The following is a 22730-nucleotide window of genomic DNA, read 5'->3' on the forward strand; positions in this document are numbered from 1 at the left end:
GCGAACGTGGAGCCAGCCGGACCTTCGCGCGAAGCTAGAGCTTGGCGTAGTCTGCGGGACCGAAGTCACGGGAAGGGTCCCAGTTTGCGAAAACGAAGTCGTCGCGACTGACACCCGCACCGGCGGCCTTCGCCTTGGCAATCGCTGTGTCGAGGGCTTTGTTGCGGGCATCGGACGCCTTTTTCAAGGTTGCCTTCACGCCACTGAGCTGGCCCGAGAAAAGACCCTGGACCGCCTGGGCCAGATTAGGCGTAGGATCGACATAGGCCGCAGCCACCTTGGAAAGACCGGGTTGGCGGACAAGCGGATTGGGCGCGACGCGCACGCGATCTTCGGCCATCTTCAACATGATCTTCGCCCGGTCGCTGAGTTTGGCGAGCTTGATCGATTCCGGGAAAATGGCGGGGTCTGCCGAACTGGCGACATTGGCATAGGCCACCTGGCCTTCGACGGTCCCCAACCAATGGAAGATGTCGCCGGCATATTGGGGATTCTTCGCCTTGGCATTCAACCACATCATGTTCGCGGAGTTCGGCAGTTGCATGACCCAGATCGGGTTGTCGAGCGACGCCTCGTCGGGCGCCGGTCCCGGCGAAACGCCGAACTTGAAGCTCGGCGCCGTGGCCTCCCAGATCGGCACATTCCACGGACCCTGGATGATCATGCCCGCGGCGCCTTGGGTGATGAATTCGCGGGCCTGGGGAGCGATGATGGTAAGGCACCCCGGAAACACGGAACCGTCATCGCGCATGGCGAGCAGCAGTTCGACGCCGGCGACGTAAGCATCGTGGTCAAAGGCAAACTGGCCGGTCTTGAGGTCCATGCCCTGCAGCAGGCCGGTGTTGCCCACGGTCGCGCCGCCGCGCTGGGCCAGCATCGTTGCGACATCTCCCCAGCGTTGCTCCTGGGCACCGCCGATGATGAAGCCGAAGGACCGACCGCCGGAGCCTTCGGTCATTTTCTTCGCTGCATCCCGCATTTCCTCAAACGTCAGGGCGCGATCGGCACCGATCTTATCATAACCGGCAGCGTTCATCATATCCTGGTTGAACAGCAGGGCGTTGTTGAAGCGGCGCTCGGTGGAGAAGGGAAAACCATAAGTCCTGCCACCGAAGACGTTGACGCCCTCAACGAACGCGCCGTCGGGATAAGCCTTCTTCCAGGTGTCGAAATCGGGAATCAAGTTGTCGATCGGCTGGAGCCAACCTTCCGCGATGGCGACCGATGGCTCCATGCCGATAGGAAGGTTAAAGGTGTCCGGGGCTGACTGGTTGCGAATGCCGAGCGGCAAGACCGACGAGATTTCCTTCCACGGCAAGCCGTCATAGACGACTTCAATGCCTTGGATCTGCGCGTACTTGGCCAGGTATTGCTTGAAGAATTCGCCTTTCTGGCCACCGGAGTCGAGCCACCGAAAAGGCCCAATTGCAGGCTTGAGACCTTCCGTTTTGACGAGGTTCTGTGCGAAACCCGGGCCGGCGCCGAGGCCGAGCCCCAGGAGCGCGGTGGTTTGCAGAAATGCGCGGCGCGAAAGGCCACGGGAAAACGTGTTTGTCATGATCTTCCTCCCACCCGCTCGGATCATCCTCTTCCCTTGCCAGAGCGGTTATTCTTGAGACTAGTCAAATTTGTTATGCAGAGATAATGCAAATAGTCTCAGGCGCGATTAACGGAGTTTATCGCGATGCTCGATCAGATCACCCATCTATTCCGGTTGCAGGTCATCGCGGAGGCGGGCAGCCTGCGGCGCGCCGCGACCCTTCTCAATGTCACCCAGCCGGCGCTTACCCGCTCGATCGCCCAACTTGAAAAGCATTTCGGCCAGGCTGTGCTGACCCGCCATTCCAAAGGGGTGTCGCTGACGGAGTTTGGAGCGCGCGTAATGACGGCAGCCAGCCGTCTCTCTCGCTATTGGGAGATCGCGGAAAGCGATCTTGCTCACCCATCAAGCGCCATGAGGGGTCGCCTGCGTTTGCGCGCCGGTCCGCTCTGGCGCGCGGTGGTACTGCCGGAGATCATCAGCGAATTGCAGAACACGTTTCCTGCTGTCGTGATCGAGATCGGCAGCAGCCTCAGGGGCGAAACGGCCGCGGATCTCTCAGAGGGCCGCATCGACGCGGTGTTTGGAGGAATCGAGATGCCGGAGGGCCCGGGCCAACGGCTGAGACAGCTTCAATTCACGACGGTCTACGATCGTGTCGTGGCGCGCGAAAACCACCCGATCTTCAAGGCCGGGGATGGGAAAGGGAATTGTACGCCCCAGCGTCTGCTCGATTATCCCTGGATCGTCTACACGGCAGATCCGGTCTATGAACTTGAGACTGTCCATGGCGCCATAGAACGGCTCGGCCAAGCGCCGGATATTCGCGTGCGGTCGGAATCCCTTGTCGCGGTGATCGGCTTCCTGCAACGCGGAGACTATCTGTGCATGTTGCCCGAGGCCGCCGTCGCCGGAGCAAATTCACCCAAAATCCTTCCCGTGCCTGTCGAATTCGGAGGCCGCATGATCCGCTCGGGCATCATCTTTCGCGAAGAAATGTCGGAGTGGCCTCCGATGGTCGAACTGCTGAAGCTATGCGAGCGGCATTTTGGCAAGCAACACGGGGCGACGGCGTCAAAGGCAATACCGACTTAAAGCGTTCATTGCTCCTCTCTCATAGAGGATTTCCTCCTCGTCATGCGCCCGGCTCTTCACCTTCAAGATCGATGCCGAAGAAATCGAGGAATGGCCGGGAAGTAGCCTCCGCACTCGGCATCGTTGCGCCATACTGTGGCTGTCAAAAGTCGCAATCGGAAGAAGATCCATGAAGGAAGTTAGCACAGCCGGCCTGAATGAGATCTCCAGAGGTCTCGGCATTGCGTCTTAGTACGCAGAGCGCGTTCTGGACGCGCGACGCGGAAAGCCGGCAATGGGCGAAGCTTCTTCGCCCGGCAGAATCGCATCCCCTCCTCCTTGCAGGCAGCCGGCAATTCCGCGGCCCTGTAGTGTCTCAAGGCGATGGAAGCCGTTGGCAGGACGACTCTCACGAAAGAGACAACTCAAGAGGCCCGATCGTGTCAGGCCGTTTCCCCTCGGGCAACCGGCAGTGGCTTCCGGTCGCGACGGCGCTACATCGCCAGCACCGTCAGCTCTTCTGAGCTGGAACGAGAGGCAGGATTACCACGTCGCGCGCCGGCACCTGGACAGGCCCTCCATCATAGGTGTAGCCCGCCGGCCAGAGGGCTGGGCCGGGCTTCGGCGCTCCGTGACCTTGCGCCGGTTCGGCCAACGTTGTCTGGGACTCCCGTGTGGGATTGACCAGCCAGAGGAAGTTCCCGGTATCGCCCTGGTGGATGCGGGCAGAAAGCGCGCTGTTCGACAGCGTCACATGCCGCCGCACCTCACTCCAGTCGAGGAGCGCAGCAAAGAAGCCGGCATTGGCACTGCCGTTGGAGCGATAATAGGCCACGGACGGGTTGGTGCCAATCAGCAGGGTTCGTCCCTTCCCGTGAGCGTGTTCGACAACTGCGAGCCGACCGTCCGCGAAATAGCCGCGCGCAGTACCTCCTTCAAGCCGATAGGATTGCAGGAAGCCGCCACCCTTGACCGCGACATCGCCGAAATCCAAGGCAATGCGGTCGCCGATATCCGGCATGAACTCGACCTCCTCCTCCCGGGCGCCGAAGACGGTATCGAGGCCCAAGTTCGGCTGGACCTGGCCGACATGGCCGCGATCGCCGAAATAGCCGGGGCAGGCCTCGGCAATCAGCGTACCGCCCTTGTCCACCCAGGCCGCCAGTCGCCGCGCCTGCTCAGACGTGAACATGATGGGGTAGGGGAAGTAGAGGAGGTCATAGGCGTCGATGTCGTCGATATGGACCCAGTCCGGCTGAAGCCCTTGGTCGAGGAAGCCGCGATAGGCGCCCCACATCGCAGCCGGATAGGGCTTCTCCTTCCGCTCCTGATTGAGCAGGTAATCCCATTCCTGGGTTTCCGGCACGACCAGGATGCCGATCTCGCCGCGGACGGGCTTTGCCTTCCAGAGCGCTGCCTGTTCCGGCGCATTGGCCCATTTTGCCATCGCGCTTGCGATTTGCGAGCGCGGGGTGCGGCTGCCATCCATGCCATAGGAGCCGAAGGCGCCGAACAGCGGGCCGTCGAGCAGGGGCCGCCAGCGCAGGTTCAGCACGCCGCGCGCGCCGCCCGCAAGCGAGATCATGCTCCAGATGCGAATGTCCTCGGGCTCGGCGACACGGCCATCCTCCTTGTCGCGGCCGATCACCTGGGGCTGCAGCCAGAGCGGCCCGCCCTGGCGCTCGGCATGCCAGAAGGTCTTGCCGCGCGCGGCGGCACGGTTGATATCGACCCCATACCAGCTTTTCCACGGCTCCGTGCCCTTGCGCGCCTGGATCCAGGTGAAACCGTAGACATCGACCTTGGAGGCGGCGAGCCAGTCGTCGCAGCCATTGGCCGCCATGTTGGGGATCGCGCCTGAAATGCCGTGGGCGGCGATGACGTTCTTCTTGTCGACCGCCCGGATCGTATCGATGCGCCACTGCATCTGACCATAGAAGTTGTCACGCTTGAACTGCAGCCAGTCGATGCATTCGGGATAGGGAGCCATATGGATCGGCGGCTCGATATCGTCCCATTCTGCATAGCTGTAGCGGTGCCAGGCCTTGGCGAGCGCTTTCAGGCTCCCATACTTGGCCTCCAGCCACGTGCGGAAGGCTTCCTTGGCATAGCTGCTATAATCCACGTCAGCGGAATAGTTGCATTCGTTCCAGACATCGTAGCCGTAGATGGCCGGATGGTCCTTGTAGCGGGTGGCAAGCGCCGTCAGGAAGGCGCCGGCAGCTTCCTTCACTTCGGGGCAGTTGAGGGTCAGCGCGCCGGCGCCGCCGCCATTGTTGGAGAAGCCGCCCGTGGCGGCCGAAACCCCCATATAGGAGCCGAGCTTGCTGCCATCGGCATTGACCTGCAGCGCGTGGGAAAACTTGCGCACGGCCCAGTCCGGCACCGCATGGATCAGTTCCGCGATGACCGTCTTCAGCCCGTTCTTGGCGGCAAGATCGAGCTGGCGGTCATATTCCTCCCAATCATAGACACCGGGCGCCGTCTCGATCGCACCCCACATGAACCAGTGGCGGAAGATGTTGAGCCCGTCCTGCGCGGCGACGGCATAATCGCGCTCCCAATGCTCCTGGGGCGGGTTCGACTTGCGGAAATAGACGGCGCCATAGGGGAATTGCAGGTCTGTCATCGGCATGGTCTGTCCTCTCGAGTAACAGGGCAAGGCTTCGCCGTCCGGAGAAACTCCGGTCACGTCGGCTAGGCCATCGCGCCCAGGATTGCGGTCAGCAGGCTCCGCCTGAGATGAGGTCCAGCGTGCGGATCAGCGCGGAGTGATCGCGATCGCCATCACCCATGGCGATGGCGGCATTCATCAGCTGCTGGGTGGCGGCGGTGTTGGGCAAAGCGAGATCAAGCGCGCGGGCCGCATCGACCGCGAGCGTCAGGTCCTTGCGGTGCAGGCGGATGCGAAAGCCGGGATCGAAGGTCTGCTTGACCATGCGGTCGCCGTGAACCTCAAGGATGCGAGAGGCGGCAAAGCCGCCCATCAGCGCCTCGCGCACCCGGGCCGGATCGGCGCCGGCGCGGCGGGCAAAGAGCAGCGCCTCGGACACGGCCTCGATGGTAAGCCCGACGATGATCTGGTTGGCCACCTTGGCCGTCTGACCGTCACCGGTGCCGCCGACAAGGGTGATGTTCTTGCCCATTTTTTCAAATAGCGGCCGTGCGCGGGCAAAGGCCGCCTCGCTGCCGCCGACCATGATGGTGAGAGAGGCGGCGCGGGCGCCGACCTCGCCGCCGGAAACCGGCGCGTCGAGATAGTCGCAGCCCAACGCCTCGATCCGGCGGGCAAACTCCTTGGTGGCCACGGGCGAAATGGAGCTCATGTCGATGACGAGCTTTCCGGGCGACAGGCCCTCGGCAACGCCATCCTTGCCGAACAGCACCGTCTCCACATCAGGCGTGTCGGGCAACATCAGGATGACGATGTCGCAGGCGCTGGCCACAGCGCTTGCGCTTGGCGCCGCCTTGGCCCCCTTGTCCACCAGATGCTGCGACACCGGCTTGACGCGGCTCAGATGCAGCGCGTGGCCGGCATCGATCAAATGTTCCGCCATGGGGCGCCCCATGACGCCAAGTCCTATGAATCCGATATTCATCTTGCCCTCATCCAAGGAAAGGTTTCATCCAGCCGAGACCTTCGCTGGTGCCGGCGCGCGGCTTGTATTCGCAGCCCACCCAGCCGTCGTAGCCGAGGCGGTCGAGTTCGGAGAGAATGAAGCCGTAGTTGATCTCGCCCGTGCCCGGTTCGCCCCGGCCGGGATTGTCGGCGATCTGCACATGGGCGATCCGCTCCTGCAGCCGCGCGAAGGTCGGGATCAGGTCACCTTGCATGATCTGCATGTGGTAGAAATCATATTGGATATAGAGATTGTCGGAGCCGACCCTCTCAAGGATCCGCTCGGCATGGTCGGTCGTCGACAGGAAGAAGCCCTTGATGTCGCGCAGGTTGATCGGCTCGATCAGCAGCCTGACGCCAGCATCGGAACAGCGCGCGGCGGCATATCTGAGATTGTCGACCAGGGTATCTTCGAGAACCGCGAGATCGGCGCCATCAGGCACCAAGCCGGAAATCACGTTGACCTGCGGGCATTTCAACGCCGCGGCATAATCGAGCGCCTGCGCCACACCCTGGCGAAACTCCTCAACCCGATCCGGCAGGCAGGCGATACCCCGCTCGCCGCCGGCCCAATCGCCCGAGGGGACGTTGAACAGCGCCTGGACGAGGCCGCTGGCGCCGAGCGCGTCTGCGACCTTTTCCTTGGGCTCGGCATAGGGCCCGAGATATTCCAGCGCGCCGAAGCCATCCCGCGCGGCGGCGGCGAAGCGCTCCAGGAACGGAAGCTCCTGATAGAGAAACGAAAGGTTGGCGGAAAATTTCGGCATGCGGATATCCTCAGGCAGGCGTGGCGGCAACGAAGCGCTGGCGGTGCATCATGCGCTTGTCGCGGGGATCGGGATTGGGAACGGCGGAGATGAGGCTGCGGGTATAGGCCTCCCGCGGCGCGGTGCAGATCTGCTCGGCATCGCCGATCTCGACGATCCGGCCGCGATGCATGACGGCGACGCGGTCGCAGAAATAGCGCACCACGGAAATGTCGTGGGAGATGAACAGGAAGCTCAGATCCAGCCGTTTGCGCAGGTCGAGCAGCAGGTCGAGGATCTGGCTGCGGATCGAGACGTCGAGCGCAGAGGTCGCCTCGTCGGCGATGATGATGCGCGGATCGAGCGCCAGCGCCCGGGCGATGCCGATGCGTTGGCGCTGGCCACCGGAAAAGGCGTGGGGGTAACGTTCCATGGCTTGCGGATCGAGCCCGACCAGCCGCATCAGCTCGGCAACCCGCTCCTCCAGCGCCCGGCCCCTGGCGAGACCGTTGACAACAAGCGGATCGCCGATCACCTCCTTGACCGTCATGCGCGGATTGAGCGAGGCAAAGGGATCCTGGAAGACGAGGCGGACATCCCGGTGGAAGCGCCGCAGCTCCTTCCTGCCAAGCCGCGTCACATCGGTCTCCACGCCCTGTCCATCCCGATAGAGCACGCTTCCCGAGCTGGGCTCGACCGTGCGCAGGATCAGCCGGCCGAGCGTGGTCTTGCCGGAACCGCTTTCGCCGACAATGCCGAGATTTTCGCCGGGATAGAGATCGAAGCTGGCATCGTCGACAGCCTTGATGGCATTAGGGCCGTTGGAGCCGAAAGTCTTGCTAAGATTGCGCACGGACAGCACCGGTTCCGGCCCGGAGGTCACCGCCGGCGGCCGGGCTTCTGCGTGGCGCGTGAGCTTCACCGTCGACGCGAGCAACTGGGAGGTATAGGGATGCACCGGCTGATGGTAGATCTGATCGACCGGACCCTGCTCGACGAGGCGGCCGAAACGCATCACGGCAACTTTGTCCGCCACTTCCGCCACCACGCCCATGTCGTGGGTGATGAGCAGCATGGCCATGCCGCGGCTGACCTGCAGCCGCTTGATGAGGTCGAGGATCTCCGCCTGCGTGGTGACATCGAGCGCGGTCGTCGGCTCGTCGGCGATCAGGATATCGGGATTGCCCGCCAGCGCCATCGCGATCATCGCCCGCTGCCGCATGCCGCCGGAATATTCGAAGGTGTAGCGGTCTGCCATCTTTTCGGGAGCCGCGATTTCGACCTGCCGGAGCAGTTCGATCATGCGTTCGCGCGCGGCTTTCGCGTCCAATGCCGAATGCAGGCGGATCGCCTCGATGATCTGCGAGCCGATGGTGTGGACCGGCGACAGCGAACTCATCGGTTCCTGGAAGATCAGCCCGATGCGCCGGCCGCGGATGGCGCGCATGGCCGTGCTGTCGGGAGACAGGGCGGCGATGTCGGTGACGACGCCCTCCGTGGTCAGCAGGATGCGCCCGCCCGTTATGCGGCCGGGGCGATCGACGATCTGCAGCAGCGAGCGGGCCGTCACGCTCTTGCCCGACCCGCTCTCGCCGACCAGGCACAGCGTCTGGCCCTGTTTCAGCTCGAAGCTCACCTTCTCCACCGCATGGAGGATATGGGTGCGCAGGCGGAAATCGATCGAGAGGTCTTCGACCGAAAGAACGGTGTCATCTGTGGGGGCAACCATACCGTGCTCCTCAGTTGTCATAGGGATCGGCCGCGTCGCGCAGGCCGTCGCCGAAGAAGTTGAAGGAGAGGACGGCGACGACCACCGCAAGCGACGGCCAGATCAGCAGCCAGGGCGCGGTCGCGACCGTGCGGATGTTCTGGGCGTCCTGCAACAGCACCCCCCAACTGACCACCGGCGGCTTCAGCCCGATACCCAGGAAGGAGAGCGAGGTCTCCGCCACGATCATGGTCGGCACCGCAAGCGTCACGACGGCAAGGATGTGGCTCGTCAGCGAGGGCAGGATGTGGCGGAAGATCAGTCGCGTCTCGCTCGACCCGTCGAGCCGGGCCGCGGTGACGAAATCCTCGCTGCGGAGAGCCAGGAAGCGGCCCCGCACCTCGCGCGCCAGGCTAGTCCAGCCGAGCAGCGAGACGATGATGGTGATGACGAAATAGACCGTGAGCGGCGACCATGTCAGCGGGATGGCTGCCGCCAGTCCGAGCCACAAGGGGATCGTCGGCATGGCGCTCACCACCTCGATGACGCGCTGGATCAGCATGTCGACCCAACCGCCGTAGAAGCCGGAAATCGCCCCAAACACGACGCCAAGCACCAGGGAGACCCCGACCCCGACAAGGCCGATCGACATCGACACCCGGGTGCCATGGACAAGGCGGGAGAACACATCGCGTCCGAGCCGGTCGGTGCCCAGCAGATACATCGGATCGGCCGGATTGAGCGGCCCGATCAGATGGCGGTCCATGGGGATGAGGCCGAACAGGTGGTAGGCCGGACCCTTCACGAAGAAGCCGATCGGAACGACCTTCGTCTCGTCGACGACGAAGGTGCGCCTGAGCGCCACCTTGTCGATCTCCACGCGATAGCCCTTTACATGCGGCCGGAAGTCGCTGCTGCCGTCGGGATTGGTAACGAAGAGGCTGATCGCCTGGGGCGGCGCATAGGTATATTGCGGCTTCGACGTGGTCGGAAGGAAGGGCGCCAGGAATTCGGCGAACAGGCCGACCAGATAGAGGATCAGGATGACCGCGCCCGCGATCATCGCCACCTTCTGGCGCAAGAGCTTGCGACCGATCAGCCGCCAGGGACCGATGGTTGCCGTGGAGACCGTCCCCCCCTGCTTCAGCGGACTGATCGAGGGGCCGTCGGCGACCACAAGGGGCCGGTCGATGCGAGGCCCCAGATTTTCTTGCAGCGTCATGGTCGCCTCCTCAATTGAACCGGATGCGCGGGTCGAGGATCGCCAGCAGCAGATCCGACAGCAGCATGCCGACGAGGGTAAGCGCGCTCAAAAGCAGGATGAAGCTGCCGGCGAGATACATGTCCTGGGAGACGAGCGCGCGAAACAGCAACGGCCCGGCGGTCGGCAGGTTCAGGACGATGGCGGTGATCGTCACTCCCGATACGAGATGGGGCAGGACCCAGCCGATGGCCGAGACGAAGGGATTGAGGGCGATCCGCACCGGATATTTGAGGATCACCTTGTATTCCGGCAGTCCCTTGGCGCGGGCGGTCACCACATAGGGCTTGTGCAACTCGTCTGTCAGGTTAGCCCTCAGTATCCGGATCAGCGCTGCCGTTCCCGACGCTCCGATAATGATAATCGGTATCCAGAGATGGGCGAGCAGGTCCCAGAGCTTGGCGAGGCTCCAGGGGGCCTCCGCATACTCGGGCGAGAAGAAGCCGCCGACGCTCTGGCCGAGATAGCGATAGGCGACATACATCAGCGTCAGCGCCAGGATGAAATTCGGCACCGCAAGGCCGATGAAGCCGAGGAAGGTGAAGACGTGGTCGCCGATCGAATGGCGGCGAACGGCCGAATAGATGCCGATCGGCAAGGCCACGATCCAGACGAACAGCAGGCTCAGGAGCGAGATCACCAGGGTGGAACCCATGCGCGCCCAGATCAGGCCGGAGACGGGCTGGTTCCATTCGAAGGACCAGCCGAAATCGCCGCGGCTCAGGATGCCCCAGATCCATTTGACATATTGGATATAGAAGGGATCGTCGAAGCCGTAGATCTGCTTCAGCCGCTCGATTTCGTCCGGATCGACCGCCTGTCCGCTGTCACTCATGGTCGCGATCATCGAGCTCAGATAGTCGCCGGGCGGCAGCTGGATGATCAGAAACGAGATCAGCGACATGCCGAACAGGGTCGGTATCATGTAGACAAGGCGCTTGAAGATGTAGCCAAGCATCAATTCATTCTCCTCCACTCGAACACCTGCGGACCTCACCGCCGGCGCTCCTCCGCTCCCGGTCAAGGCACCATCGGGGAAATCCCGGGAGGTTCCTGACCTCGGGGCCCTCCAGCCCCGAAGCGCTTCGTTTGCCTGTCGCCTCAGGCCCAGGCAAGGTGCAAGACCTCCAGCCGCTCGATCCCCGGCACCACGACGACGGCGCGGCCGTTTTCGATCCGGACCTCGGCGGCGCGATCGGCAACGACAAGCCAGGCCCGCCCCAGCGATTTGCCCTGGGGAATGTCCACCGAAACGGTCTGCGCCGCCAAGGGCAAGTTTTCCCGGATCGGTCCCTTCATCATCATGGGATTGGTGAGGTTGAACAGGCTGAGCGCGAGGCCTTGCTCGTTCTCCCGTAGCGCAAGGTCGATCACGCCGGGCCCTTCCACCGTGACGCGGGAGGTTTTTCCGAGCGCCCAGCGCACGGCATTGGCGATCAGGCGCCCATGATCGATGGCAAAGACTTCCCAGAAGATCTCGCCGATATTCCAGGGGATGTAGACCGTGCGGCCGCCCTTGCCGGTCTCGCGAGCAATCACGGCGGCACCTTCAGGCGCCTTGCGCGGATAGACTTCCTCCATCGGCAGGTCGGGGAAATCGGGCACATAGAGGAAGGGCGTGTCCGCCCCATCAGTGGGTTCGACATGGATGAGCCGCGTGCCCCCCATGATGCGGGCCGCGCCCTCATAGCCCTGGTTGACGGGATGTTCGCCCGATAGCGCCACATAGGTGTTCTTGACGATGCCGCGCGGCCCGGACTGGTAGCGGGCGGCGAGAACATCCGAGAGGCCGAATTCCGTTCGCAACTTGCCGAACTCGTCGCGCAGGGAGGTCTCGTAGGCGGCGACGACGCTGCCGCCGCGCGCCACATAATCGCGGATCGCCTTGACCTGGGCGTCCGACAGGCAGGCAGCATTGGCAAGCACGATCACCTTGAAGCGGTCGAGCTCGCTCGCCGTCAGCACCTGATCCGACAAAAGCTCGAAGGGCAGCCGGGCCTCGACCAGCGCGTGATAGAAGCCGAGATCGTGCTTTTCGGCATTGTGCCTGTCTTCCGGCGCCCAGTGGCGCAGGGTGGTGGACGGATCGATGACGGCGATTTCGGCCGTCGGGGCCATGTCGGCCAGGACAGGCTCGATCGCCGCCTGCAAGCCGAAGGCGGCCGCCACGGGCTCCACCCAGCGCTCGTCCGGCACGACGCCGTTGAACTTGGTGAACCAGGCGCTGAGGCCATGGGCGGTGCCGTTGTTGATCCACAGCTGGATCTCCTCGGCTGAGGTTACGGCATCCTTCCACCGATAGGCTTCTTCCGGGCCGATCGAGGTGATGAGGATAACGGGCCGATCCGGGAAGGTGGCGCGGATACGCTTGCCGTTGCGCCCGGCCGACCAGCCGACCTCCAGCCCCTTGCGACCCTGGTGATCGACGACGAGAAAGGGGCAGTGTTTGGTGATGACGGACAGGTCGAACTCCATCAGCGAAGCGCCGCTCATATTGGGAATGAAGCTTGCATGCGGGCGGATCGCCTTCACCGCATCGTCCCATTGGGCGATGACTTCGGTGAGCACGCGCCGGCGCCATTGCAGCCAGGCCTGCCAGGCTGGATCGTCCGCATCGGCGATCTTCGGCAGGTCGTAGCCGCTCATGTCGCGGAAGCGGCGGGCGCTGTCCTCGCTATAGTCGACGCCGTGGCCCTGCCAGCGATTGGCAAAGATCGCGTCGATATCGTAGTCGCGGACGATTTCCTTCACCACATCGGGCATGAAAACCGAATTGTAGTCGCCATAGGCATTAGTGACCCAGACATCCGGATAGGCCCAGTGGCGCCGCGGCGCGCCGTCGGCATCGATCATCACCCATTCCGGATGGGCCTTGGCGGCGTCGTCATGGATGGCATGGGGATCGACGCGGGCCATGACATGCATGTCGAGCCGGCGCGCGGCATCGACCAGGGCGCCGAAGATATCGCGGTCGCCCAGATGGCGGCTGACATAGTGGTAGGGCACCTTGCTGGGATAGTAAGCGACATAGCCGCCGGCGCTGAGGCACAGCGCATTGGACCTGGTCCGCTTGAACACCTCGATCCAGAAGGCCGGATCGTAGCGGTCCGGATCGTCCTCGACAAAGGTCAACTGGGTCCAGCGGGTCGCGGTCCGGTACCACTCCAGCGTTCTCAGCGTGCCGGCAGTTTCTCTTACGGATTCAAGCATCGTCGTCATCCATTCCCAGAGCATTTCCGCTCTATCCGTTTGTCGTCCGCGCAGTTCGGCTGAAACTGCTTCAGGCAAGGCTTTCCCGTTCGCCGGCCCTTGCGGGCCGGCGTTCGGCATGGTTCGGTGCGGCCGGATCAGACCTTGTAGAATTGCTCCGGCATGGTCGGCGCGGGTGTCGGCCAGCCAAAGGAGTTCGGCATCACGCGGGTGATGTTCCTCATGTTGTTCTTGACGATGCCGTAGCCGTCGGGCGGCAGCGAAACGCCGAACACATAGAAGTTGTCCGCAGCCATCTGCAGGATCTGCTTCATGATCTCGTTGCGCGCAGCCGGGTCGGAGGTGGCCTTGAGCGAATCGTAGAGCTCAAGCTGTCTCTTCGTTTCCGGCGGCGGCTCTTCTGCATTGGCGTTGTTGCGGTCGAGATACCAGAGCTGCCAGGCTGGCGCATACATCGCGTTGGAATCCGTCGGCACGAAGTAGCGCGGGTCGAGCACGGCCGCGACGCCGCCATTGGCGCCGAACTGGTGGGCGGTGGCATCGAAATCGCGTCCCTGCCGCACCCGGGTCTCCCATAGCGACCGGTCCATGGAGCGCATCTGCGCGTCGATGCCGACAGCCTGGAACATCGGAATGACCAACTGGAACAGATCGAGGAACACCGCGCGCGCCTGGTCGATCTCGAAGATGACGGTGACGCGGCGGCCCTCATCGTCGAGACGGAAGCCCTGGGCATCGCGCTTCGGGATGATCTCGTCGAGCAGGGCATTGGCCTGGGCCTCGTCATAGGCGGTAAACTGCTTGGCCAGTTGCTCGTTGTAGAGCGGATCACCCTCCTTGATGGAAGGCTGCGCGGGCGCGCCCTGGCCAACCAGAACGACGTCGATCAGCGCCTGTCGATCCAGCGCGGTGGAGAGGGCCGCGCGGAACCGCTTGTCGCGGAAGAGCTTGCGCTTGGTCGCATCGTTATGGTTCAGGTTGAAGATGAAGTTCATCACGTTGGCCTCGGTGGAGGTCAGCGTGTAGAAGTCGTAATCGCCCTGCTGGCGCGCATCATAAAGCACCGCCTTGTTGTTCGGCGTGGCGATATACTGGTCCATCATGTCGATTTCGCCCTGCATCGCCTTCAAGAGCAGGACCTGCGGGTCGGCGACCATCTGGTAGACGATACGGTCCATATAGGGCAGCTGATTGCCCTCGGTATCCACCTTCCAGTAATAGGGATTGCGCTCCGCCACGACCCGCTCGGTGTTTTCGCCGGGCGCGATGGTGAACGCCCAGGCATTCAGGGTCGGCTTCTTCGACGAATTCAGGAAGAAGGTATTGTCTTCCTGGAAACCCGAGGCCGACTGGAACGAGGCAATCCAGCTGTCGAAACCGCGCTGCTTGGCAAGCTCGTCGGCCTTCGGATTGTAGTCGATGTGGAACTGCTCGAGATAATGCTTCGGGCAGCGGGTGGTGTGATCCCAGTTGGACCAGGCCACCTGCAGCGGGAACATACCGTTAGGTTTCTCGAAGATCACCTTGAAGGTCTGTTCGTCCACCACTTCGAGCTTGGCCGGCTTGCCGGCCGTCTTCCAGTGGCCTTGGCTGGTGACGGCGACGCGCTTGTCGGTCAGCACGGTGTCATACCAGAACTTCACGTCGGCGGTGGTATAGGGGTGGCCGTCGGACCACTTCATGCCCTTGCGCAGGCGGATGGTGTAGACGGTCGCGTCGTCGTTGGCATCGAAGGCTTCGGCGATATTGAGCGTCACCCCCGACCAGTCGGGCGTATAACGCAAAAGCGGCTCATAGGCCTGGTAGCGGAACAGCATCGACAGCGACCCACCCCCGACTAGCGCCATCTTCCAGTCGCCGCCATATTTGCCGATGTCTTCGACCGGCTTGATCACCAGGGGGTTTTCCGGCAGCCGCTCCGCGACGGCAGGCAGCACCCCGCTCGCGACCTTTTCCTTCAGGATATCCGCTTCCTTATAGGATGCAGCAACCGCAGGCAGCGCGGGCAATACGAGAACGGCCGAACTGCCGGCCAGAAAGGTACGACGTTTCATCTTGATCATGAGTGTCTCCTCCACACATCCACCCCCTTTGTTCCTCCCCAGGGCTTGGATAACGAGAGGTTTGCAATATAATATCGTTAGGTAAAGTGTTATGTTATATTGCGCTTCATGTTTGTGTTTTGCGGCGCAACAGTGTAGCTGACAAAGCGGGGACAGAGGGCACGGGATGAAGAGCAGGGACAAGGTCAGCCTGGAGACGATCGCACGAGAGGTCGGGCTTTCCAAATACGCGGTGTCGCGCTCGCTTTCGGGCAAGAGCGGCGTCAGCGAGGAGACCCGCGAGCGTATTCGGGAAACTGCCCAGCGGCTCGGCTATATCAGGCCCGTCAACAAGGACGAGCTTCGCGAGATCGCCGTGGTGTTCCACGACCACGACCCCGTCAACAGTGAACTCTACATGCAGATCCAGAACGGCGTGCAGGCCCAGGCCCACCGCATCGGCATGGGGCTCAGGATCCGCTGGACCCATGGCGCCGGGCAGCTCGAGGATCTCGCCAAGACCTGCGCGGGGCTTCTGCTGGTCGGCCCTCATGACAGCGCCGCGGTCGCCGCCGTGACCGCAAGCGGCATTCCGGTGGTGCGCCTCGGCTGGATTGATCCGCTCGAGGATGCCGACCAGGTCTCCGGCACCGACCACGAAGCGGGACAGGCCGTGATGGAATATCTTCTGCGGCTCGGCCATCGCAACATCGCCTATGTCTACGGCGTGCCGGGCTATCGCGGCCGGCGGGAACGCTTCTATGGCGCGCGCGAGGTGGCCGAACGCAATGACGACGTCGCGCTGCATGTGCTGCAATTCGAGGAGCATGGCGGATTTGCGGAAGCCTTTGCCGAGCTCAAGGAGAGCGGCGTACAGCCCACCGCCTTCTTCTGCGCCCATGACGGCCTGGCGCTGACGGTGGTATCGGAACTGCTGGGTCAGGGCTATCGCATTCCCGACGACGTGTCGGTCGTGGGGTTCGGCGATTTCTCGCCGGCGACGCAGATCTCGCCGCCGCTCACCACCGTGCGCATGGAAGGCCAGGAATGCGGCGCTGTCGGGCTGCAACTCTTGATGGAGCGCATCGAACATCCCCGCCAGCGAGGAAATCCGGCAAGACGGATCTACGTCGCTTCACGCATCATCGAACGTCGTTCTACCGGGCCGTGCCGTGCCGCCGTCAAAGTCGAGGGCCGGCCAAAGACATCTTCAAGTCATGGCGGGTGAGCGTACTTGGCTTCGGCACTGAAGAGGGAATGTTTAGCGGTTACACCGTTGGCGCTGGTGCCGATTACGCGTTTACGGGCAACATCTTCGCTCGCGTGGAGTATCGTTACAGCGACTTCGGCTGCAAGACGTTCGATTTCGGTCCTGGGACCATCGATGCGGACCTTAATCAGCACGCTGTTAAAGTCGGCTTGGGTGTGAAGTTCCAATACTCAGGCTTTGCGATAATCGCTGATGTTCTTCACCAGGCTCTGCGTTCGCGACTGGCAATGCGTCCGGAAGATCAAGGGCCGATCACCTGCGGCCTCTTCGCCTACTAAGCCTCTGTGGCTGCTGTCGCCTTGTTGAGGGTTTTGCCTCACCAGCGCGGTGAAGGTGTATTGGTCAATGGACACTCCCATCTTTTCCCCGCTCCCCGCGTAGGTTCGGATGACGCTCCTATAGCAGCCGGCCTTCAGCGCTGCGACTTGAGACGATACGCCTCGAAATGCGGGTTCTTCTCCCGCTCCAGCACGGCGCGCACGGCAGCTCTTTCGAGCATCTGGTCTTTGTGCCGATTAAAATGCGCCAGCGTCTCCATCGGTAGGCCGTTGCTCGTTCCCCAGCCATAGAAGACGAGCGCATAGGGATCGACGACCGTATAGCGGTCACCCATGATCCATTCCTGGTCGCCAATCATCCGGTCGATTTCGACGACGCACTCCCAATATTTTGCAGTCGCCTTCTCCCGGATATCGCCGTGAACCTCTTCCCTGTCTGCGAAATGGTAGGGACGATATTTTGCTTTCTGAAACATGTGGGGGGTGTTTGAGAACCAGGCCATCTGCGCGATGCAACGCGCCTGGTCGAGGAGGCGGGTCGGAAGAAGAGCGGTCTCGGGATTACTAAGAGCGATGTAGGTCAGGATCGCGGTGTTTTCGGTCAGGACCTCGCCGTCCGGGGTCACGAGGGCGGGAACCTTGCCCCTGGGATTAATGGAAAGGTAGTCCTCCGACAGATGCTGTTGTTTCCCAAGCAGCGTCTCGACCGGGCGAAACGGCCTGCCGGTCTCCTCCAGGGCAATATGGGAGGCAAGTGAACAGGCGCCGGGGCTGTAGAAGAGAACCGTTTCTCCCTTCAATCCCGCAAGTCCGCCCGAAATCGACGCAATATTTTCCATGTCCCCGATCCTCTGTATAATGTTCGTGTCAGGCACTCAGGCCTGCAAAGCAGCAGCCATGATGCGCTCGCGTGTCATCGGCATGTGGTGGATGCACATGCCCAAAGCGTGTGCCACGGCATTGCCGATGGCCGCGGCGGCAGGTCCGCCAGCGCATTCTCCTATCCCGAGTGCTTCGTGCTGGCTCGCCTCGATCAGTTCAACCCGGATTTCGGGGATGTCCTTGAATCGGATGACTGGGTAGCTTTGCCAATCGAGCGTGGAAATGCCCTGGGCGTCAAAGCGGACTTCTTCCATCAAGGCCCAGCTGATGGCCTGGACGATATTGCCCTCGATCTGATTTTCGGCGCCGTCCGGATTGATGACGAGACCCGCATCCACGGCGCACCAGACATCGGTGACGCGCACTGCTTCTTCCACCTCGACCGCTGCGACGACTGCGGCATAGGCTGAGGAGTTCTTGTAGCGAGCGATCCCTACCCCCAGGCCGACCCCCGCGCCGCCGGTACCACGAGATGACCAACCTGCCATTGCCGCGACCCGTTCAAGCACCGCTCGGGCGCGCGGGTCTGAAAGGGCCGAAAGGCGGTAGGTGATAGGATCTTCGCCCACGCGAGCCGCAAGCTCATCCATAACAGCTTCGATCGCAAAGACATTCAGAGTGGCGCCAAGCCCGCGTAGGGAAGATGTGCGCACTGGCACGTCGTGGATCAGGTGAAAGCTGATCCGCTTGCCGGAGACGTCATAGAGGGGAATTGCGTTGCGAACAGCGCCGCCGCCTCGCTCAAGTGGAATATCGAACGGCTTCCGTTCAGGAGGCGGCTCATTCATCGCCTCAGCGGCAAGCAGGTACGCCCCGCCGACACCCGGGCGTTGGCCGTGGGTGGCGCTCCACACCTCGGTCGTCCAATCATCGGGACGCCCATTGACATCGAGATTCACATGGACGGCGACAGTCATGGCGGAGGAAAGCGGTTCGTAACCGAACTCCTCCTGGCGCCGCCACATCAGTCGGATCGGCTGATCAGGAAGCACCCGTGCCACAAGAGCAGCATCCAAAGCGGCATCATCAGCGCCATTGTGCCCGTAGCACCCAGCGCCCTGAACGTGGTGGCACGCCACGCTTTCCAAAGGAAGGCCGAGCGTCTTGGCAATGTTCTCCCGCAATGGATGCATGCCCTGGCCATGAGACCAGACGGTCAACGTGCCGTGCTGGTAAAGTGCCAATGCGCATGACGGTGCGAGAGACCCATGAGATAGAAAGGAGCGCGTGAAGCTGAGCGATACCCGATCGTGAACCGCATCTTGAGGCGGATCGCCCATCATCAGGTCCGTCGAGGGCTGCGCCGCCACCCATTCGGCCGTTGCAGCTTCGGGAGAAAGCATCCGCGCATTGTCCCACACCGCATATGTCGCAGCAGCGTCGGCCGCAGCGCGGACGACAGTCTCGCTGGCACCGACGAAGGCCACGAAACTGTCGATACGTATGATACTGATATCGCCACCCGCCCTGCGCTTGATGGCGGCCTCGTCGAGCGTAACCAGCCTTGCGCCGCGACCCGGCTGACGCAGGGTACGCGCATGAAGCATGCCCGGCAGGGTCATGTCATGAATGAATCCGGATCCGGTGAGTTTTTCCGGAAGATCGAGTCGTGGAATGGAGGCTCCGACGATGCGATACTGGTCCGCCGATTTTGGCAAGAACCTGCCGCTCACTTCCACGGAAAGATCGAGATCGTCGGCGATTGCCCAGTAATCGAGCCCACTCGCAACACCATTCTTGAAGAAGGCCCCCTCGACGATTGTCAACTCGTCTGGCGATGCGTTCAGGCGCAACCCTGCATGCATGCGCGCGAGCGCGCGAACCTCGGCTGCGACGAGGCGGATTGCTGACCCTGAATGTTCGATTGACCAGCTGGAGGCGGTATAACCCTCCCCCGGCCCCTGAAGGCTGTTGCCGGACATTATGCTGATCTGATCAACCCTCAGATCCAGCTCTTCTGCAGCGATCTGACTAAGTGCCGTCAGTACCCCCTGCCCGAGTTCGACCTTCCCAGTGCCGATCCGGACCGTGCGGTCGTCCAGGAAGCGAAGCCAAAGGTCGAGACGCGGGTTTTCCTTGAGGCTATGTGAAAGCGCAGCCATCAGACCACCTCCCCTCGCATTGCGGCCGCAGCCCTCAGTACCGCGCGCAGGATCCTGGGATGCGAACCACAGCGACAGAGGTTTGCATCAAGTGCCGCAGCGACCTCGGCCCGCGTCGGATTGGGATTGCGATCCAGAAAAGCCTTCGACGCAATCAGGATTCCGGAGAGGCAATATCCGCATTGCCCTGCCTGCTCATCGAGAAACGCTTGCTGAAGCGGATGCAACTTTCCATCAGAGGCCAGGCCCTCAACGGTGGTGATGCGTTTACCGACAAACGTGCCGACCTCACGACTGCAGGAATATGTCGCCTCTCCATCCACCAGGACCATACAGGCCCCGCATTGCTCGAGGCCGCAGCCATAGCGGCTGCCCTTCAGCCCCAGATGATTGCGCAGCACATCGAGCAGAGGCATGTCGGAGGGAACATCCACACAGTGATCTCGTCCATTTATGTTCAAAGTAAATTGCCCGCTCATGCCACCCTGCCTCGTTCTTGTCTCAATGGAGGACCTTTTGCTGGTGCGCTGCCAGCGCCATAGACCGACGCCCCGTCGTGCGCCAAAGAGGGAATACCGGCGACCGCAATCTCGGTGCGAGCAGGCTCGGCGACCTGTCGTGTCATCTGAAGATCAGGTTTCGTTAGCGCTTTCCGTTGCCACTCCTCGCATGCAGCTTGAGCCCGTCTGTCACACCTATCCTGCCCTCCCGTTTCTTTGAACCCGACACTCACGGCGTTTCGCCGCTCGAAACGGCACGCTCAACTTGCCAATCAGATCGTCTCACGCGACCCGCTAGCGCCAGGGACAATGGCCGCCGCCGCTTCGGCAGGACCGGTGAGAGCAGCCGCGTCGCCGGTCATCTTCTGTCTGCGGATGGATGCGGAGACAGCATTTCTGTCCGCGGAACGCTTCCGGAATTGCTTTGCCCTCGGCTGGCGCAGATGCGAGCGAGGAGACCGTCACCATCATAGCACCGCCTTTGGAAGCACGGAGAAAAGCTTGGCCTATCCTACGATCATCAGTTGCGCCGTCACGGGTAATATCACCAGCGTCGAATCGACCCCCTATCTGCCGGTCACGCCTGAGCAGATCGCTAATTCCTGCCTCGAAGCGGTCAGGGCCGGCGCGGCGATCGTGCATATTCACGTCCGGCATCCTGACGGGCGTCCAAGCATGGAACTGCAACACTATCGCGAAGTCGTGGATCGCCTTCGCGCGGCCGATGAGGATGTCATCATCAATCTTACCACCGGACCTGGAGGAAGGTACGTGCCTGGCGAAAAGGATCCGAGCATTGCCGGGCCCGGAACCACGCTGCTGCCGCCCGAGCGACGCGTCGAGCATATCGCGACACTCCGGCCGGAAATCTGCAGCCTCGATTTCAATACGATGTATTCCGGCACGTCAGTGGTGATCAACACGCCGCGCAACCTCGCCATCATGGCCGACATCATTCGCGAAGCAGGCGTCCTTCCCGAACTGGAAGTTTTCGATACCGGTGATATTCAACTCGCCAACCAGTTCATCGAAGAAGGCCGTCTCGACTCGCCCGCCCTCTTCCAGATCGTGCTCGGCGTCCGTTATGGCGCAATCGCTACACCGGAAACCCTTGCCTATATGAAATCGCTATTGCCCGCCGGCTCCCACTGGGCCGCGTTCGGCATTGGCCGATGGGAGTTTCCCATGTTGGCGCAGGCCTGGCTGCTGGGCGGGCATGTGCGCGTCGGGCTGGAGGACAACATCTACCTTGAAAAGGGCGTGCTGGCCAAAAGCAATGCGGAGCTCGTCCAGAAAGCCGTACGCATCCTGAAGGAACTGGGTGGCTCGATCGCCACGCCTGGAGATGCGCGCGAGATCCTGAGGCTGAAGAAACAGTTGCCCAAGTGAGCGAGGCCGTTGATGCCTGCCGACCAATTCCAAACCGAAGCGGAGGAACCATGTACGACCAGAGTGACCCCAGAGCCAGCCTGATCCAAGCTGCGACGCCAAAGAAGAACCATGTGCACCAGAGCTATTTCGGCTCGCAGCTCAGCCTCTATTACGCGACCGAACCGCAGGTTTCGGACCAGAACGGCAAGACTTGGATCAGCCGTGGCGAGAATTTTGTCATCGCTTACAGTGACGCGCAGCAGAACGGCGTCTTTCCACGCAGCGCCCAACCCGACGAATACGCCCTGATCATCCCTGACCGGGACACCAGCGTCGAAATCACGACAAAGGAGGGCGTCACTATTGTTCCGGGCTACTCCGTCGCCTTTGTGCCGCCAGGTGAAAGCAGCATCCGCATGCTGAGCTCAGGCAACATTGTCCGGCTCTTCACGCCGAAATCGGATGACCTGGCCAGTGCGGCTTCCAATGCGGACGCCTTCAAAGGAGAGCATCCCAACGTTCCACCCTTCGAAGCATGGCCGGAGCCAAAAGACGGACTAAAGCTCAGGTGGTACACGTTGGATGTTCCCGAGGATACATCACGGTTCGGCAGGATTTATCGCTGCACAACCTTCATGATCAACTACCTCACGCCGCGTGTTGGACCCCGGGCACGCGACCAGGTCTCGCCGCATCATCATGACGATTTTGAACAATGCTCGCTGGCGCTGAGCGGTGCGTTCACGCACCATCTGCGTTGGCCGTGGACAACGAACATGAACATCTGGCGGGAAGATGAGCATCTCTACTGCGAGTCACCGTCAGCCTGCGTTATCCCACCCCCATCGATCCACACCACCACAGCAGAATCGGGCGGCGTGAACCAGCTCGTCGACATTTTTGCACCGCCGCGCATGGATTTTTCACTTAAGCCCGGCTGGGTCCTCAACGAGGGTGACTACCCGATGCCAGGAGCCTGACCCGAGAAGCCCCGGATTTCCAGGCTGTGTGGAAACGATTGGAGGCTCCGGATGACCGGGGCCTCTTTTTGGTTTCATGAGGTGGCGGTGTTGATATTGATCGCGCGGAGGATGTTGTAGGCGAGGACAGAGAGGGCCATTTCGGTC

At 62.0% G+C, this 22730-nt stretch carries 16 protein-coding genes and 1 pseudogene; 5 read left to right on the forward strand and 12 right to left on the reverse strand.

Annotated elements, in window-relative coordinates; all coding sequences use genetic code 11:
- Nucleotides 1–34: 34 nt before the first annotated feature.
- A complete protein-coding gene (locus tag C5L12_RS22780; RefSeq protein ID WP_105374356.1) occupies nucleotides 35–1558 on the reverse strand; it encodes an ABC transporter substrate-binding protein in 1524 nt (507 codons plus the stop codon).
- 126 nt (nucleotides 1559–1684) lie between these two features.
- Here C5L12_RS22780 and C5L12_RS22785 point away from each other — a divergent pair, with 126 nt between their 5' ends.
- Nucleotides 1685–2635 (forward strand): LysR family transcriptional regulator, encoded by a 951-nt coding sequence (locus tag C5L12_RS22785; protein WP_105374357.1) that lies wholly within the window; start codon nucleotides 1685–1687, stop codon nucleotides 2633–2635.
- A gap of 490 nt (nucleotides 2636–3125) precedes the next feature.
- Here C5L12_RS22785 and C5L12_RS22790 read toward each other — a convergent pair whose 3' ends face one another.
- The 8 genes from C5L12_RS22790 to C5L12_RS22825 form a co-directional block, all read right to left on the reverse strand.
- Nucleotides 3126–5249: a beta-galactosidase gene (locus tag C5L12_RS22790; RefSeq protein WP_105374358.1), complete on the reverse strand. Its 2124-nt coding sequence runs from the start codon at nucleotides 5247–5249 to the stop codon at nucleotides 3126–3128.
- 88 nt (nucleotides 5250–5337) lie between these two features.
- Nucleotides 5338–6213: a 2-hydroxy-3-oxopropionate reductase gene (locus C5L12_RS22795; protein ID WP_105374371.1), complete on the reverse strand. Its 876-nt coding sequence runs from the start codon at nucleotides 6211–6213 to the stop codon at nucleotides 5338–5340.
- A 7-nt stretch (nucleotides 6214–6220) separates the two neighbouring features.
- Complete coding sequence (gene otnI / locus C5L12_RS22800) at nucleotides 6221–7000, reverse strand: 2-oxo-tetronate isomerase (RefSeq protein ID WP_105374359.1); 780 nt, start codon at nucleotides 6998–7000, stop codon at nucleotides 6221–6223.
- 10 nt (nucleotides 7001–7010) lie between these two features.
- Entirely contained in the window at nucleotides 7011–8708 is a 1698-nt protein-coding gene (locus C5L12_RS22805) for a dipeptide ABC transporter ATP-binding protein (protein ID WP_105374360.1), read from the reverse strand.
- 10 nt (nucleotides 8709–8718) lie between these two features.
- Complete coding sequence (locus C5L12_RS22810; protein ID WP_105374361.1) at nucleotides 8719–9909, reverse strand: ABC transporter permease; 1191 nt, start codon at nucleotides 9907–9909, stop codon at nucleotides 8719–8721.
- A 10-nt stretch (nucleotides 9910–9919) separates the two neighbouring features.
- Nucleotides 9920–10906, reverse strand: coding sequence for an ABC transporter permease (locus C5L12_RS22815; RefSeq protein WP_105374362.1), 987 nt, complete (start codon nucleotides 10904–10906; stop codon nucleotides 9920–9922).
- 143 nt (nucleotides 10907–11049) lie between these two features.
- Complete coding sequence (locus C5L12_RS22820) at nucleotides 11050–13158, reverse strand: alpha-amylase family protein (protein WP_105374372.1); 2109 nt, start codon at nucleotides 13156–13158, stop codon at nucleotides 11050–11052.
- Nucleotides 13159–13295: 137 nt separating this feature from the next.
- On the reverse strand, nucleotides 13296–15221 hold the full coding sequence (locus C5L12_RS22825) for an ABC transporter substrate-binding protein (protein WP_105374363.1): 1926 nt from the start codon (nucleotides 15219–15221) through the stop codon (nucleotides 13296–13298).
- A 166-nt stretch (nucleotides 15222–15387) separates the two neighbouring features.
- Here C5L12_RS22825 and C5L12_RS22830 point away from each other — a divergent pair, with 166 nt between their 5' ends.
- Nucleotides 15388–16428, forward strand: a complete 1041-nt coding sequence (locus C5L12_RS22830; protein ID WP_105374364.1) for a LacI family DNA-binding transcriptional regulator — start codon at nucleotides 15388–15390, stop codon at nucleotides 16426–16428.
- Nucleotides 16429–16439: 11 nt separating this feature from the next.
- Nucleotides 16440–16634, forward strand: a pseudogene (locus C5L12_RS28830) (outer membrane protein); the annotation flags it as partial.
- A 248-nt stretch (nucleotides 16635–16882) separates the two neighbouring features.
- Here C5L12_RS28830 and C5L12_RS22840 read toward each other — a convergent pair.
- The 3 genes from C5L12_RS22840 to C5L12_RS22850 are packed head-to-tail and all read right to left on the reverse strand — an operon-like array spanning nucleotide 16883 to nucleotide 20211.
- The gene (locus tag C5L12_RS22840) at nucleotides 16883–17587 is read right to left on the reverse strand and encodes a glutathione S-transferase family protein (RefSeq protein ID WP_105374365.1); all 705 of its coding nucleotides are present in this window, start codon (nucleotides 17585–17587) and stop codon (nucleotides 16883–16885) included.
- A 36-nt stretch (nucleotides 17588–17623) separates the two neighbouring features.
- Complete coding sequence (locus C5L12_RS22845) at nucleotides 17624–19732, reverse strand: molybdopterin cofactor-binding domain-containing protein (protein ID WP_105374366.1); 2109 nt, start codon at nucleotides 19730–19732, stop codon at nucleotides 17624–17626.
- Nucleotides 19732–20211, reverse strand: a complete 480-nt coding sequence (locus C5L12_RS22850; RefSeq protein WP_105374367.1) for a (2Fe-2S)-binding protein — start codon at nucleotides 20209–20211, stop codon at nucleotides 19732–19734. The genes C5L12_RS22845 and C5L12_RS22850 overlap by 1 nt, the downstream gene beginning before the upstream one ends.
- Before the next feature lie 522 nt (nucleotides 20212–20733).
- On the opposite strand from C5L12_RS22850, the gene C5L12_RS22855 reads away from it, so the two are divergent.
- Nucleotides 20734–21621, forward strand: coding sequence for a beta-keto acid cleavage family enzyme (locus C5L12_RS22855; protein ID WP_105374373.1), 888 nt, complete (start codon nucleotides 20734–20736; stop codon nucleotides 21619–21621).
- Between the two features lie 50 nt (nucleotides 21622–21671).
- Nucleotides 21672–22583, forward strand: a complete 912-nt coding sequence (locus tag C5L12_RS22860; RefSeq protein WP_105374368.1) for a cupin domain-containing protein — start codon at nucleotides 21672–21674, stop codon at nucleotides 22581–22583.
- The last annotated feature ends 147 nt before the right edge of the window (nucleotides 22584–22730 follow it).

The sequence above is a fragment of the Neorhizobium huautlense genome (genome assembly GCF_002968575.1).
Classification (GTDB): domain Bacteria; phylum Pseudomonadota; class Alphaproteobacteria; order Rhizobiales; family Rhizobiaceae; genus Neorhizobium; species Neorhizobium huautlense.